Genomic DNA, 15,903 nt, shown 5'->3' on the forward strand with positions numbered 1-15,903 from the left:
ATGGGAGTGAAAAACTCCCACGCCGGAAGACCAAGGGTTCCTATCCCATGTTAATCAGGGTAGGGTGAGTCGACCCCTAAGGCGAGGCTGAAGAGCGTAGTCGATGGGAAACGGGTTAATATTCCCGTACTCAGTATGAATGCGATGGGGGGACGGAGCAGGCTAGGCAAGCATGGCGTTGGTTGTCCATGTGAAAGGCAGTAGGCTGGTGACTTAGGAAAATCCGGGTTGCTAAGGCTGAGAGCCGAGACGAGCCACCACGGTGGTGAAGTTGTTGATGCCCTACTTCCAGGAAAAGCCTCTAAGCTTCAGTTCATACTGAATCGTACCCTAAACCGACACAGGTGGTCAGGTAGAGAATACTAAGGCGCTTGAGAGAACTCGGGTGAAGGAACTAGGCAAAATCGTACCGTAACTTCGGGAGAAGGTACGCTGACATTAGGTGAAGGACCTGCGTCCGGAGCTGAAGTCAGCCGCAGTGACCAGGTGGCTGGGACTGTTTATTAAAAACACAGTACTCTGCAAAATCGTAAGATGACGTATAGGGTATGACACCTGCCCGGTGCCGGAAGGTTAATTGATGGGGTTAGCGTATGCGAAGCTCTTGATCGAAGCCCCGGTAAACGGCGGCCGTAACTATAACGGTCCTAAGGTAGCGAAATTCCTTGTCGGGTAAGTTCCGACCTGCACGAATGGTGTAACCATGGCCACGCTGTCTCCACCCGAGACTCAGTGAAATTGAAATCGCAGTGAAGATGCTGTGTACCCGCGGCTAGACGGAAAGACCCCGTGAACCTTTACTACAGCTTGGCACTGAACATTGACCCTACATGTGTAGGATAGGTGGGAGGCTTTGAAGCATCGTCGCTAGATGGTGTGGAGCCGACCTTGAAATACCACCCTTGTAGTGTTGATGTTCTAACTTAGGTCCCTGAATCGGGATTGAGGACAGTGCCTGGTGGGTAGTTTGACTGGGGCGGTCTCCTCCCAAAGAGTAACGGAGGAGCACGAAGGTTGGCTAAGTACGGTCGGACATCGTACGGTTAGTGTAATGGTAGAAGCCAGCTTAACTGCGAGACAGACACGTCGAGCAGGTACGAAAGTAGGTCATAGTGATCCGGTGGTTCTGAATGGAAGGGCCATCGCTCAACGGATAAAAGGTACTCCGGGGATAACAGGCTGATACCGCCCAAGAGTTCATATCGACGGCGGTGTTTGGCACCTCGATGTCGGCTCATCACATCCTGGGGCTGAAGTCGGTCCCAAGGGTATGGCTGTTCGCCATTTAAAGTGGTACGCGAGCTGGGTTTAGAACGTCGTGAGACAGTTCGGTCCCTATCTGCCGTGGGCGTTTGAGAATTGAGAGGGGCTGCTCCTAGTACGAGAGGACCGGAGTGGACGAACCGCTGGTGTTCGGGTTGTTATGCCAATAGCATTGCCCGGTAGCTACGTTCGGAACTGATAAGCGCTGAAAGCATCTAAGCGCGAAGCAGGCCTCGAGATGAGTTCTCACTTGGAGTTTAACTCCACTAAAGGGCCGTTGAAGACGACAACGTTGATAGGCAGGATGTGGAAGTGGTGCGAGCCATTAAGCTAACCTGTACTAATTACCCGTGAGGCTTAACCATACAACGCCAAAGTGGTTTAGCGACAGAAGTTGATAAGATACTAAAGTAGCAGCGGTTTTAGACCGCGACGAAGACAAAGAATTTAAGCAGTTTTTTCCAGATTTTAATGATTAAACAAGGTGACTAACCTCAGCGGTATCGCGAAATCAGTTCACCTTGCGCAAATGGAATGGTCGTGCGTGGCACGATGTCATTAGACATTTGCACCCAGTTTTCCTGGTGACTATAGCGTTTTGGAACCACCTGACTCCATGCCGAACTCAGAAGTGAAACAAAACAGCGTCGATGATAGTGTGGGCTTCCCATGTGAAAGTAGAACATCGCCAGGGCCTTATAAGTAGGTCGATGAAAGACATTCATCCATGAATCTCATCGACATTAGTACTTCCTTGTACGTCAAACCCCGATTCGAAAGAGTCGGGGTTTTTTTGCGTTTAGCGCACAATAAAAAGCGTGGGGTAAACCCGCGCCTACAGGAAATAACAGCCTTGAGAGCAATGTAGACAGAGTGGTAAAGATAACCGCGCGACTCTGACAACCCTTGGACACACATCCCTGTGGAGGGCTTCCGGCTCGGTATCCATACCTCGCGTTCACTGCACTGCGAAGCAGTGCTTCGGTCGCAATGAACCCATGCCTACAGCATAAATATATTCGTGCTACTCAGTTCCAAAACTCGCGTGTACAACGACGTTATATTATGAGAACACCACGGTTTTATTGCCGTTTATAAATACCTTATGCTCACAGGCGAGTTGTAGGGCATTACAAAATACTGTTTTTTCGATATCTTTTCCTATCTTTGCCATTTCTTCGGCGTCATGAGCATGGGTGATCTGAGTGACATTTTGAGCAATGATGGGGCCCTCATCGAGTTCATCATTAACAAAGTGTGCTGTGGCACCAATGATCTTCACACCGCGCTCAAAGGCTTGGTGGTAGGGTTTGGCGCCAATAAATGCAGGTAAGAAAGAGTGGTGAATATTAATGATCTTGCCGGCAAAGCGAGATACGAACTCTGGGCTTAAAATGCGCATGTATTTGGCAAGGCCGATTATATCCGGTTGATAGCTGGCGATGACCTCTGCCAAGGCATGGTCATGCTCTTCACGACTGAGCCCTTGGTGCGAGACCAAGTGAAAGGGGATCCCAAAACCATCAACCAAGGGTTTTAAGGCATCGTAATTAGCAACCACGGCTTGGATTTCGATGTTAAAAGCGTGCTCATACTGTTTTAGTAAGGCGCCACCTAAGCAGTGAGCCTCTTTCGTTGCTAATAACACCACTTTTGTACGCTGTTGGCCATGCAGCGCGACTTTTGCGCCGGCTGGTAATGCCTGGCTCAAGTTATTAAGAAACGCCTTATCAGGCGCGCCAGTTAGTTCTGTGCGCATAAAAAAGCGCTTGGCTTCTTTATCTACAAACTCATTGTTACGGGTAATATTGAACTTATGCTGATGACATATATTGGTGATCTTGGCTATTAAGCCAATATCATCGGCACACTCAGTAGTTAGTATAAAACTCATTTCCTCATTCCTATAAATACTCATTGTGAGTCAGGACAAATTAGCAAGTTTAAAATAAATAAGCTATTGAGTGAGAAAAATACAAACGAATTACGTGGAGATGGGTTGAAATTTTTTTGTCCTAAGCTAACGGAAAAAATAAAAAGCTGCACAGCTAGAAAATACCAACTGCTAGAATCGAGCAAAGGAAAGTTAAATGAAAGCCTGCCTACCTAAACTTTTAACGATCACACTTTGTGGTTTTTTGTCGGCGTGTGGTGGCTCAGACACCGCAACAGAGCAAGCTGAACCTACTACCAACTATACAATTACAACTGACCTAGTAGGCTCAGGAACAATAAACCCTGAGAATATAATGGTAGAAGCAGGCGCCACGCAAACATTTAAACTGACTCCTGCTGAGGGCCACACCTTAGAAATGGTGGAAGGGTGTAATGGTTCCCTCGATAGAGGGGAGCTGGAGTACACCGTTGAAAACATTCAAAAAAATTGCACGATTGTCGCCTCTTTTGTTGCTAACAAGCTGAATATTGAAACCCAGCACCCATCAGGCACAAAGCTTACACTGGACAAGTCATCTTATTACTATGGTGATAGCCTCAGTGCCACTATGGTGCTTGGAGAGGGCCATGTATTTGAGAGCATATCAGGTTGTAACGGTGAATTAGTTGATGACGTGTATGCAGTGAACAAGCTCACTGAAAGCTGCGAAATTGTATTAAAAACGCAGAAGATAAAAGAAACATTTAGCGACGAAAATAAAGAACAGCCAATACAAGTCGCTGTGCTTGACAATACCGGTACCATTGCAGCTACTAGCCAAGGAATAATTTCAACAGACCACCCGAGCCTGCCAGAAATGCCAGAGGGGATAGTGCTACCGTTTGAGCTACTGGCATTGGACATTAATACGGAAGTGGGGGGCACGGCTCTGGTTGAGGTGACCTACCCAAGCCCAGTTTCAGCCGATGCAACTTACCTAAAAAGCGATGGCGAGCAGTGGTATACGATGCCCGAAGAGCAAGCTCAGTTCTCTGAAGATGGCACCAGTGTAGTTTTAACTCTGCAAGATGGTGGTTATGGAGACAGTGACGGAATGGCCAACGGGATAATAAAAGATCCTGGTGGGGTAGCTGCAACTAAGCGCATTGAAGTAACCACGAATACCTCTGGTGAGGGGGAGATTACTCCTCGCTCACAGTTAGTAGACTATGGAGCCACCGCCAGCTTTACTTTGACGCCCAATGAGGGCTTTGAGATAACAGAAGTGTCAGGGTGTGAAGGAACCTTAGCGGGCAATACCTACACCACAGGCAGCATTACTTCTACGTGCCAAGTTAATGCAAGTTTTAGCCTGCAAGCTCTCACCATTAGCGCCAATGCCAGCGAAGGTGGCAGTATTTCACCCAGTACTCAAGCGGTAAACTATGGTGAGACCGCCACTTTTACGCTCACACCAGATGAAGGCTATGAAATCAGTGAAGCTGCTGGCTGCAACGGCACACTTAGCGGCAACACCTACACCACCGGCATAATCACCTCAGCTTGCCAAATCAGTGCGAGTTTCAGTCAACAAACCTTTACTGTGGCTGCCAGCGCCGGTGAAGGCGGTGGTATTTCACCTAGCACGCAAACGGTAACTTATGGCGACACTGCCACCTTTACGCTCACGCCTGATGAAGGCTATAAGATCACTGCTGCCACTGGGTGCAACGGTACGCTTAGTGGCAATACTTATACCACCGGCATAATAACCTCAGCTTGCCAAATCAGAGCCAGTTTTAGTCAACAAACCTTTACCGTGGATGCCAGCGCCGGTGAAGGCGGTGGTATTACACCTAGCACGCAAACGGTAACTTATGGCGATAATGCCACCTTTACGCTCACGCCTGATGAAGGCTATGAAATCAGTGAAGTTGCTGGGTGCAACGGCACACTTAGTGGCAGCACTTACACCACAGGTGCCATTACTTCTGCTTGCCAAGTTAACGCAAGTTTCAGCCAGCAATCGTTCAGCGTGGATGCGAGCGCTGGTGAAGGTGGTGGTATTTCACCTAGCACGCAAACGGTAACTTATGGCGATAGTGCCACCTTTACACTCACGCCTGATGAAGGCTATGAAATCAGTGAAGTTGCTGGCTGCAATGGCACACTCACTGGCAACACCTACACCACAGGTGCCATTACTTCTGCTTGCCAAGTCAGCGCGAGTTTTAGTCAAAGGCTGGTTACAGTCATAGCACAGTCCAGCTCGGGAGGAAGTGTACAGCCTACATCGCAGTCAGTTGTTTATGGTCAAAGTGCTACTTTTAATATTACTACTCTAACAGGTTTTAATTTTCTAGATGCGGAGGGCTGTGAACAAGGCACCTTTTTAAATGGTGAATATGTTATAAATAGTGTCACTAAGTCCTGCAGTTTAACTTTTGAGTTTGTAGAAAAAGAAAAAGAGTCAAAGCTCACCACTAACTTAGAAAATCTTGCAATCGACCCTTATGAAGAGCCTGTATTCATCATTAATGGAAATGATAGTAAACGGTTAAGTAGCACTACAACTAATATTGACTCATCACCAGAGCAGCAAAAGCTTGTTTCATTAGTAAATGAATATGGCGAGCCTTTATTGTTAGGCATCAAGCATGCGGGAGAGCAGGAGGTCAACCTTTCAGTAGAGAGTAGTGCTTATACATTTATTATGACCTCGCAACACCTTTACGGAGTCCAGTTTCAAGATACTAAAACACTATTCAGTCGCTTTAAGTCTCATCCAGACTTTACCGAGCTAGTCAAAGAGTTAACGACAAAAATAAATCAAGGAAGTCCATGCCCAATGGATTATTCATGCAGTTTTATGGCCGCAATGATTGCTAATAAGATTGCAAAAGATACACAAATTGATGATCTGATCAGCTTGGAGGCAGAATAATGAATACAATTAGAATAACAGCCATTGCTTTATTACTTTCTCCAAGTATTGGTTTTGCAAAGCAAAAGCTTACTAGTGGTATAAGTGTTGATGTAAATTCAGATGGCCTAATTCAAGTACATAATGGCTATTCTACAAATTATATCTTTCGGGGGATCGATCCCGCAACGGGTGATAGAGGGGAGATTGAGCTTATCGCCCCTTCTAACAAGGCTGTTGATTTTGACATAGCTGATCTGGAGTGGAGTGGGCTATTTCCAAGCGTAGATTTCAAACCCCCTAGTAAAGCCAGTGTAACAACTTCCATAGGTCTAGGTAACTATAACTACCCTAACAACAAGAGCTGGAAAAACAGTGACTTTGTTTTGCATGGAGCTAGTTTAGTGGATCTGGTAAGAAGGTTTCCTGCTGATAAGCAAGAGGGGATTGATGTACTTACCCTTTTTCTACTGAACACAGTGACCTTGGCTGATATAGGCTTAGAAGCGCTAGAGCGCGGTGAAAAGTCTGGTCTAATAGCGAAAGAAAAAATAAAGAAGTTAACCTCACTAGCTGAGCTATTAAGAAATTATGAAGAGCAATTAAAACGCACAGAGGTGTTATTAAGCTATTCACAGGTGATGCTGGAAACAGTCAATGCCTACATTAATGCAGCTAATATTACCCCAGAGGATGCGCCCTATATATTTGAATTTAAGAAGTACTTTGAAATCACACTTGATGCGGCAGCGAAAGTTGCAGAGCTAACTTCTTATACTTTTCCAGATAATAGTAAAGAAAAAGACCAAGTTAGAGGGACTATAAAGCAACAATTTAAGCAGTTGAAATCTAGCTTATTAAAAGACATAGACTTCGAGCAGCCAGCCCGAAACGTGATTGATAATGTTGCTGAGCATTTTTCTAACCAGTATCACTCTGCAAGTAATGACAGTGACAAAGCGCAATTGGTTATCCGTTATATGGTTGAGCCTCTAAATGCAACATTGAAAGCACATGTGCAATTGTTAGAAATGCAAAGAAGTAATGCAGCTCAAAAAGGGCATTTAGCTCAGGCCGAGCGCTTTAAAAATCAGATAGAGGCCATGCGAAATGGCAGAGCACTACTTACCCTAACAAGCCTATTATTTGCAACACCAGACTTTTTGACCACAATAACAAAAGAGCCCGAAAAAATAGTCCCTTTGTTGATCGATATCGGTCACGAAGTTGCAGGTATATTACGTCAATCTGTAAGCCTCAATAATGCTGAAATTGTCACTAAGGCTCTATGGCAAAAGGCAAGTAACCTTGATGGCAGAAAGTCTTCATTTCATAAGATCCGTAAAGCTTATAAAGGAGCGGAGAAAGCACAGCCCTATATGGCTGCAGTTGCCAGTGGTATGACTATTGGAAACCGCCTGATTCCATATGTTTGGGACTTGGTTTTGGCGCCAAACCGTATTCAGTCGTCGATTGTTGATGGACAACTCAACAGTTATGGTCAAATGAAGACCCTAGCAAAGGTATACCGCTTAGATAATTTTGGCACTAAGGAGCCTATTGCTTCGCTGTCTAACTTTGGTATTCAAAATGCCAGCATAGGCCTGTTGGATGGTGAGCGGATCCAGATTGATTTATATCTCTCGAGGCCGAAAATGTTCGATGAAACGCGTGCGCCTTGGCTAATTAATGACGCGTATGTCCCATCTGAGCTTTATACTGCGGATTTTAGTGCAGAAACCAAATACAGCTATAACTTTTTATGTGCCAAAAAAGTGCTAGGTGATCTCGAATATGCAAGCTATCACTGGGAAGACATCAGTTTTGATCTGGATGCATTGAGTGGTAAATGCGGCAATGGTACTTGGTTCGGTGGTGATTGGTTTGAAAACTCAGCGCGCAGCACGCTTTATGAGCACCACAGTGAATTGCCGTCTAGGTATAAGCTCTTTGGTGAATTAGAGAGTAATGCACCTGTGGCAAGCTTTGAGTACACATATCAACAAGGAGATACGCCAGTAGAGGTCAAGGTAAGTGGTTTGGCAATGAACCGAATCAAGCACCTGATAACTATAAAGCCAAAGCCACAAAACATCGGCTTCAGTTACGATGAACTTAGAACTGATGACGGCAACTTAAACGTATTATTTGATGTTAGTCAAATCGTTGGCTCGGAGTATGATCCTGTCTCTCATTTCATTTGGAACTTTGGCGACGGCAGTAGCCACATGACCAGTTATAACCAAGCTATTGCACACACTTACAACGAAGACGGAACTTATACTATCACCCTTACTGTGGTGACAGAGTCTGGTCAACAATATCAGTTAGAGAAAGTTATAACATTGGGGATTAAGCCTGATGCGCCTTATTTTGTAAAAATAGACTCTACCATTAACGATGATGACAGTTTGAATTTAGAGCTCTTTTGGCAAGAGGTTGAAGGAGTCAATGACTTTAATATTTATATAGCCAACGAAAGCTTTGCGGATCTGGATGATATTGCCAACTATGCAAGCCTCAGTGGCGCAAGGCGGATTTCTGTAACTAGCAACACACCCTATACGATTGATGAGCTTTTGCTAGATACGGATTACTTTGTCGTCATTACCTCGCAAAATCAAGTAAACGAAAGTGTCCCTTCTAATGAACTAAAGGTTAATGTTAGAAAGCCAGAGCCATCCTCAGCCACAGGCAAGCTCAACGACACCGGCATTACCTGGTGCGCCGATGGCAGCACCAACAACCTAGATTGCCCAATATCAGGCTACGAAGGCCAAGATGCCGAACATGGCCGCGATGCGCTCGCTGCTAAAGGGCAGTTGCAAAAAGTGGGTGGTGGTAAAGGAGGCTTTGACTTTACTAAGCTCGATGCCAATGGTAACCCGCTACCCGAATCGGCAAGCCAGTGGTCGTGTGTAAAAGACAACCACACTGGTTTAATCTGGGAAGTCAAAACCGACGACGGCGGCCTGCACGACAAAGACGACCGCTACAACTGGTATAACCCAGACAGTAACACTAACGGTGGTCATCCTGGTTATCAAGATGACGATGGCGATATTTGCTACGGCTATGATACCAATAACGAAGCTAGTTACTGTAATACCCACGCGTATGTTGAACGAGTAAACACACAAAGCTTATGCGGTGCCAGCGACTGGCGACTGCCTAAAAAAGAAGAGCTGCGCTCTATTGTAGATTACAGCACAACCAATCCGGCAATCGATACCGACTTCTTCCCGCAGACGCGAAGTAGCTGGTATTGGTCGAGCTCGCCCTATGCCTACTACGATCACTACGCGTGGGGCGTCTATTTCGATGATGGCAGCGACTACGACAGTTATAAGCTCAACGACGGACGCGTTCGATTGGTTAGAGCCGGACAGTGACTTGGCTTTTAGATTAGCGAGGTAAAGTAAACGATGGACTACAAACAATTACCCATTTGGCGCTCGGCAAATTTGTTGTTAGTTACCATTGAAGAGGCTGTGTTGCATTTTCCTCGTTATCACAAATACACCTTGGGGAGTGAATTGCGGCAAAAAGCAATGCGTATTTGCCAGTGTATTCATAGGGCTGTTACTCGCAGGCGCAGTAAAGCTAAGCTTGTGCAGCAGCTTTCGGAACTAATAGATGACCTAAAATGTCAGGTGCAATTGGCAAAAGAGCTCCATGCGTTTAAGTCATTTAGTCAGTTTCAATCGGTGGTAGAGTTAGTTGTCGGCTTGGGTAAACAAGCTGGCGGCTGGTTAAAGCAAACACGGGCTGAATTGCCTCTCAATCAAGGGAGGTAAGCGTCCCCACTCACTGTGCGCCTCGCTCACTGGTTATCCTGTAATTTATGGGGCCAGTATTACAACGTAATTGGGTGTTACCTTGGTGGATACACTCAACCAACGTAAGTAGCGAGGTTAATTGTGGCTTGGTCGAGCTCGCCCAATGCCAACAACAATAACAACGCGTGGAACGTCAATTTCAATAATGGCAACGACAACAACAATAATAAGAACAACAACAAACACGTTCGATTGGTTAGAGCCGGAAAGTGAGTCAGCTGCACCTTATTTCAATTTGCGCGCGGTTGATACAGCGTATCGCCAATGCCGCAAACGTAAACGCAACAAGGTGCGCACTTGTTTGTATGAGCAACACTTGCTAGACAATTTGTTGACAACCAGCCAACAGTTGCAAAACCAGAGTTGGCAACCTTTACCACCGGTTGTCTTTACTGTGCTAAAGCCAAAGGCGCGAGAAGTGTGTGCGGCACAATTTGCCGACAGGGTAGTCCATCATTTGCTTTTTAACTACTTAGAGCCGTTGCTAGAAAAAGAATTGATTTATGACGTAGCGTCCAACCGCAAGGGCAAGGGGACTCACTTTGCCGTTAACCGGCTAAAAGGCTTTATGCAAAAATACAATGGTATTTCGAGTGGCGGTTATTTTTTGCAATTAGATATCCGCAACTTTTTTTATTCAGTGCATCAGCACATACTTATAGCGCAACTACAACAAAAGCTTAGCAAGTGGGCAAACAAAGGTAAGATAACCAAAGCGCTAGCTAAGCAGCTATTGTGGTTAACACAGCAAGTTGTGCACCAAAGTATTAATCATTCGATAGCAGGCGAAAACTGTATTCGTTTGGGGAGTGCCGCTGAGTTTAACCGTATTCCTAAGCATAAAAGGTTAGAAAGCGTTCCTATTGGGCAAGGGCTGCCTATTGGTAATTTAACCAGTCAACTATTGGCAAACCTGTATTTAAACGACCTTGACCAATTCGTTAAGCACCAACTGAAATGCAAACATTACGTTCGCTATGTCGATGACTTTATCTTGTGCCATTCAAATAAACAGCAGTTGCAACAATGGCATTTGCAAATTGCTGAGTTTTTGCAGCAGCGCTTAAAGCTGCATCTTAAACCCCAATTTACCTTAGCACCCATTGGTAACGGGGCAGACTTTTTAGGCTATATTGTGCGCCCTCATTATACATTGGTAAGAAAGCGTGTACTGGGTAACTTTCATGAAAAAATGCAGTGGTTCGAGCGATGTATTGTTAAGCCGCAAAACCAAGGTGTTTTGTTGGATTTACACCCAGATAAGGTAAAAAAGCTAAGGGCAACGCTAGCCAGCTATTGGGGGCATTTTAAACACGCTAACAGTTATAGACTCTGTGAAGCCTTAGTTAAACGGTACAGTTGGCTTAAACTATTATTTGGCTTTTCAACAGACTGGCAACATATTTACCCTTTATACGAGCCGCAAACGCCGTTGCGATTTAAAGGTCAGCTAGGTTTTTTTGCGCATTATTACCCGCGGTGTTGTTTGTTAATTCAGTGCGGCAACCGCGTATATGTTAACCCCTCAAGGCAGCAACGTAATTACCAAACGTATAGCGTGCCGATGCACAAACTCAATACGCTGCGCCAACAAATGCAAAAGCGGAGGGTATCTTATGTACTCATTACCGAACGCGGGTATACCCGCATAAAAAATAAACGCCGCGCGGTGCGGTTAATGTCGTTCCCACAAAACGGTTGGCGCGATTATGCATCGGCACACCCAACCCTACCGTAGGCGGGGTTTGAGGTAGAACAGCGCGCGGAATAAAGCCGTGCCTACGGCTTACATATTGTTAAATAATGAGGAAATACCCTATGAAAATATCAACAATATTATTATTTACACTGCTGGTGTTTGGGGGAGCTTTTAATGAAGCTTACGGGGAATGTCAGGATAATATACCCCCTTCAACCCCAACTAGCCGTTTTACCCTTAACGATAACGGCACGGTAACCGACAACCAAACCGGGCTTATGTGGATGCGCTGTAGTTTAGGGCAAGCCTGGGATGGCACTACGTGCACAGAAAGTGTATCTACTTATACTTGGGCAGAGGCTTTGGCCAGTGCTGATGAAAGCAACTATGCGGGTTTTAGCGACTGGTATTTGCCTAATATTAAAGAACTCGCCTCAATTGTAGAAGCCGCTTGCTATAATCCAGCCATAAATCAAACTGTATTTCCCAACACGGCAAGTAGTAGTTATTGGTCGAGCTCGCCCCATGCCTACTACGGTAACTACGCGTGGAGCGTCTATTTCAATCGTGGCTACGACTACAACCTTCATAAGGACAACGGCACTCACGTTCGATTGGTTAGAGCCGGCGCCGATCAATAACATCCATGTTATCGCGACAATGGTGCATCCCTGCACGGCTCAGTAATTGGCTTTTGGGTTAAGTAAAATGAGCTATAAGCCATGTGGTTAGAGCCGGCGCCGCTCAATAACATCCATGTTATTGCGACAATGATGCGTCCCTACACGGCTCAGTAATTGGCTTTTGGTATTGGTAAAATACCGTGGCAAAGGTAGCGAATAAAGTCTTAGTCATAACAAGATGGTTTTAAGGTGATAGTATTATTGGTTATCAGACAATGATGTATCTCTACCAGTGTAGGCGCGATTTTACATCGTGCTTTGTTGTGGAGTTTGAGGTGAGGTTCGCACGGTATAAAACCGCGCCTACGGCAAAGGGAGGCGTGGAACAGGGCAAAAAACAGAGTACAGTTTTTGTCCTCAATCATTGTGTTGTATTCTAATAAAATGACGCAGGCTGCTTAATTAAAGAAGGAGTGTCGTACTTTTCTGGGTTGAATTCGGGCACTTCCGAAAATAAAACCACTGTTACAGGCTTTTATGCTTTATGTAACAGTGGTGGAGTTTTGATTATGGAGGTTACATTGAGTAACCTTCGGCCATTCATAAGCCACTAATCATAGTTCTAACCTTTTGCACATACTGATGAGATTCGCCATAGTTTCTAGAAAGAATTTGTATTGCTTTTTTCGCTTTTTCTTTGGCGATATCGACTTCATTCAGGGCAATATATGCAGGCAAAGCATTGCGTATTATCAAACCTGTTCTTGCGTGGTCTGCGCCAAAATGCTTTTCTGTCATAGTTATCAAATTATCAAATTGATTTCTGGCAAGCTCAAATTGTTTATTTTCTATGTAGATTCTTGCTAGTCCGTTTTTAATAGCAATTAATAAATATGGGTTTACCGAATTCATGGATTTTGCTTGCAAAAGCGCGTGGTTATAATGCTGCTCTGCTTCTGAGTAATTTTTCGCTTTATACTCTAGGTTTCCTATGTGGATAAAACCGACGACACTATCTTGATTAGGTTTTTTGTAAATATCTTTTTGAATGTTAATTGAACGCTTTAGCAACTCTCGTGCTTTGTCAAAGCGCTTTAGTTCACTATAAGTGATCGCTATATTTTGCATGCTCTTAGCAACGTATGGGTGCGACTCACCATAAATTTTTATACTGCTAGTTAGGCCTCGCTCTCCAATGGTTATTGCCTCTTCGTATTGGGTTAAGTTATTAAGCATTGCTGAAAGTTCAATCTGTGAATAAGCTATTTTGTGATGTGTTTTGGGTAGGTATTGCATTAGTAGTTCTAGTGACTGCTTTCTTGTTTTTACAGACTCTTTGTATAAAGATTGACTTTGTTGGTTATGTGCCAAATCAAGTAAAATGTCAGCCTTGACTATTGGATCTTTAACTAAGTTTAAGGCTTGGATTAGTTGTTTTTCTGCAAGTTCAAATTGACCATTGTGATCAAGGGCTTTACCGTTAAACCAGAGCGCGGTTAACTTCTCATTTGGTAGTAAAGTGTTATCTTTCAGAAGTTTAGCTGTGATATCTATAGCCTGCTTGTAATCATTTAAAGCGGTATAACACTTTGCAATCTTGAGCTTTACCAGGTTAACTTGATGAACCCGAGGTGAGACTAGCGAAAGCGAGGAGCGATACACATCTCGCGCCCTTTCATATTCACCGAGGCCATAAAGAGAGTCCGCAATAGTCGTTTTGATTTCAAATAAAATATGAGGAGCTGTTGAGAATCTTCTTTCAGCGGTTTCAATATTTCTCCATAACAAGTCTTTAGCTAAAACTGATTGACCTGAGTTAACTTCTGGATTGCCATTCGCAAAAGTGTCAATCATAAACTTAGCAATGTGCTCAGTAGTTTGTTTTTCTTGACTTAGTTGAGCGTTTTTATGGATTAGGAATGTTGAAAAAGCTAACACTACACATATAAATAGTACGGTTGCCAGGCTTGAAAGAGGGTTGCGTTGTATAAATTTTTTCCCAGAATAAAGTAAGCTTTGGTTAATGCTTATGGGGACTTTGTTCATATAGTTCTTAATGTCTTGCGCAAATAAGGAAGGTGTTGGGTATCGCTTATTTTGTTTTTTACAAGCATGTTCTATTATTGTTTTTACTTCGTAATTATTTGACTTTATGGTCTTTTCTAAAATTTTACCCAAACTATACACATCACTTTGCGTAGTGAGCGGCTCCCCGGCCAGCTGCTCGGGGCTGGCGTAGTCTTTACTCAGGCCATTTATGTAGGCCGAGTAGGTGGCGTCACTTTGCTCGCTTAGGGTATGAGCAACGCCAAAGTCCACCAGTTTTGGCTCACCTAGCTTATCTACAAGTATGTTATCGGGCTTTAAATCGCCATGAATAATTCGGTTTTGGTGGGAATAGCTCACGGCATCACACACTTTTATAAACAGCGGCAGCAGTTCTTTATTCGGACGATTTTTACAATATACTTGAAGTGGTTCGCCTTCAATGTACTCCATTATTAGGTAAATTAAGCCAGACTCAGTGGTGCCGACATCGTAAATTTTGGCAATATTGGGGTGGTTTAAGCGAGCTAAATATTGCGCTTCTTTAAATGCCAATTCTTTTGATGTCAGTAACGTCACGGAAGGGGCGATAATTTTAATCGCAACTTGTTGTTCTAGCTGGCCGTCACAGCGCTCGGCAAGGTATACCACCCCCATGCCGCCTGAGCCTAGCAAAGTCGTCAATTTAAAGTGCTGAATTTGCTCGCCAGCCAATGACAGCAGGCTTTTATCGCTATCTAGGGTATTTACTTGCTCGGCAATGATGCTGCTAAACTGGGTTTGCTCAGCATTTTGTTTATGGGCAGTAATAAGTGCCGTTACTTCATTTTTAAGCTCTAAAGAGAGGTCTGGAATTCGCTCTAGCCCAGCGGTTAAGTCCTCTGGCGAATGCGCCAGTAAATGGTCGAATACACTTAGTGCATCTTTAAAGTTCATTGAATTGTCCTTGTTATTCTTATTATGTATTCATTCTAATAAAAGCCTTAGCGGCCTCAAGCTCCCTGTAAACGGTGGCTTTTGAAATATCAAGTTGTGCTGCAAGCTCTTCTGCTTTTAGCCCTAAAAAGTAATGCTGTGAAAATATATCAGCCTTTACAGGGTGCTGTTTGGCAAGTTGCGAAAGTGCGCTATCTAACGCGAGGTATTGTTCTGGAGGAGCATCAATGGCTTCATTGTGTTTTAACGTTGGTGGGGTTCTTTTTTGTGCTTTGAGCTTGCGGATTTCGTCTCGCAACATATTACGCACAAATAAACTTAGGTAGCGATTAAATTGGGTTTTATGCTCCACACCATAACTCGGTGGCACGAGTTCCATTAATGATTGGTGCAATAAGCATGTGGTATTAGGTAAATTGTTGAGGATAAAAGTGGCATCGATTTGTGCTTTATAATTGTGTAAGTGTGCGCTGCACACCTTTTTTAGGTGATTATAAACCAACACCTTAAGCTTCTCTTCGCTTTCTTTACAATCTCGTTGCCAATTTGTAAGCAATGCAATGACATCCATAACCTTTCCCTTTTATTGCTCGCAAGAGCCATGTTAACAATAAAATGTTAGTAAATGTAATTTTTTATTTAACCAGCTGAGAAAATCCCTTTGGTTTTTCGTGGAAATAGATTTTGTAAAGGACTTT

At 44.2% G+C, this 15,903-nt stretch carries 9 protein-coding genes and 2 rRNA genes (1 of these 11 running past the window's edge); 8 read left to right on the plus strand and 3 right to left on the minus strand.

What is annotated here, in order from left to right; all coding sequences use genetic code 11:
• Positions 1-1,628: ribosomal RNA gene (locus R3P39_RS16340) — 23S ribosomal RNA — on the plus strand; it begins 1,367 nt to the left of the window's first position.
• Between the two features lie 215 nt (positions 1,629-1,843).
• Positions 1,844-1,957: ribosomal RNA gene (gene rrf, locus R3P39_RS16345) — 5S ribosomal RNA — on the plus strand.
• Between the two features lie 369 nt (positions 1,958-2,326).
• Here the strand turns inward: rrf and purU are convergent.
• Positions 2,327-3,157 (minus strand): formyltetrahydrofolate deformylase, encoded by an 831-nt coding sequence (purU, locus tag R3P39_RS16350; RefSeq protein WP_336568811.1) that lies wholly within the window; start codon positions 3,155-3,157, stop codon positions 2,327-2,329.
• Positions 3,158-3,353: 196 nt separating this feature from the next.
• Here purU and R3P39_RS16355 point away from each other — a divergent pair, with 196 nt between their 5' ends.
• The 6 genes from R3P39_RS16355 to R3P39_RS16375 all read left to right on the plus strand — a co-directional run bounded on the left by R3P39_RS16355 (position 3,354) and on the right by R3P39_RS16375 (position 12,241).
• Positions 3,354-6,083: an InlB B-repeat-containing protein gene (locus tag R3P39_RS16355; RefSeq protein WP_336568812.1), complete on the plus strand. Its 2,730-nt coding sequence runs from the start codon at positions 3,354-3,356 to the stop codon at positions 6,081-6,083.
• A complete protein-coding gene (locus R3P39_RS16360; RefSeq protein WP_336568814.1) occupies positions 6,083-9,454 on the plus strand; it encodes an Lcl domain-containing protein in 3,372 nt (1,123 codons plus the stop codon). The genes R3P39_RS16355 and R3P39_RS16360 overlap by 1 nt, the downstream gene beginning before the upstream one ends.
• A 33-nt stretch (positions 9,455-9,487) precedes the next feature.
• Positions 9,488-9,859 carry a four helix bundle protein gene (locus R3P39_RS16365; RefSeq protein ID WP_336568815.1) on the plus strand — a complete coding sequence of 124 codons (372 nt, stop codon included), beginning with the start codon at positions 9,488-9,490 and terminating at the stop codon, positions 9,857-9,859.
• Positions 9,860-9,982: 123 nt separating this feature from the next.
• Positions 9,983-10,114, plus strand: coding sequence for an Lcl domain-containing protein (locus R3P39_RS18235; protein WP_174169708.1), 132 nt, complete (start codon positions 9,983-9,985; stop codon positions 10,112-10,114).
• Between the two features lie 205 nt (positions 10,115-10,319).
• Positions 10,320-11,639, plus strand: a complete 1,320-nt coding sequence (locus tag R3P39_RS16370) for an RNA-directed DNA polymerase (RefSeq protein WP_442962082.1) — start codon at positions 10,320-10,322, stop codon at positions 11,637-11,639.
• Positions 11,640-11,719: 80 nt separating this feature from the next.
• Complete coding sequence (locus tag R3P39_RS16375) at positions 11,720-12,241, plus strand: Lcl C-terminal domain-containing protein (protein ID WP_336568819.1); 522 nt, start codon at positions 11,720-11,722, stop codon at positions 12,239-12,241.
• A 582-nt stretch (positions 12,242-12,823) separates the two neighbouring features.
• Here R3P39_RS16375 and R3P39_RS16380 read toward each other — a convergent pair.
• Together R3P39_RS16380 and R3P39_RS16385 are read right to left on the minus strand one after the other, a co-directional pair.
• Complete coding sequence (locus R3P39_RS16380; RefSeq protein ID WP_336568820.1) at positions 12,824-14,983, minus strand: serine/threonine-protein kinase; 2,160 nt, start codon at positions 14,981-14,983, stop codon at positions 12,824-12,826.
• 244 nt (positions 14,984-15,227) lie between these two features.
• Positions 15,228-15,776: an ECF-type sigma factor gene (locus R3P39_RS16385; protein ID WP_336568821.1), complete on the minus strand. Its 549-nt coding sequence runs from the start codon at positions 15,774-15,776 to the stop codon at positions 15,228-15,230.
• Between the last annotated feature and the right edge of the window lie 127 nt (positions 15,777-15,903).

The organism is Pseudoalteromonas sp. UG3-2 (genome assembly GCF_037120705.1).
GTDB lineage: Bacteria > Pseudomonadota > Gammaproteobacteria > Enterobacterales > Alteromonadaceae > Pseudoalteromonas.

Coding starts and splice junctions, on each gene's coding strand:
- R3P39_RS16360 (WP_336568814.1), top strand. CDS start 6,083: ATGAATACAATTAGAATAACAGCCATTGCTTTATTACTTTCTCCAAGT.
- purU (WP_336568811.1), bottom strand. CDS start 3,157: ATGAGTTTTATACTAACTACTGAGTGTGCCGATGATATTGGCTTAATA.
- R3P39_RS16365 (WP_336568815.1), top strand. CDS start 9,488: ATGGACTACAAACAATTACCCATTTGGCGCTCGGCAAATTTGTTGTTA.
- R3P39_RS16355 (WP_336568812.1), top strand. CDS start 3,354: ATGAAAGCCTGCCTACCTAAACTTTTAACGATCACACTTTGTGGTTTT.
- R3P39_RS16375 (WP_336568819.1), top strand. CDS start 11,720: ATGAAAATATCAACAATATTATTATTTACACTGCTGGTGTTTGGGGGA.
- R3P39_RS16385 (WP_336568821.1), bottom strand. CDS start 15,776: ATGGATGTCATTGCATTGCTTACAAATTGGCAACGAGATTGTAAAGAA.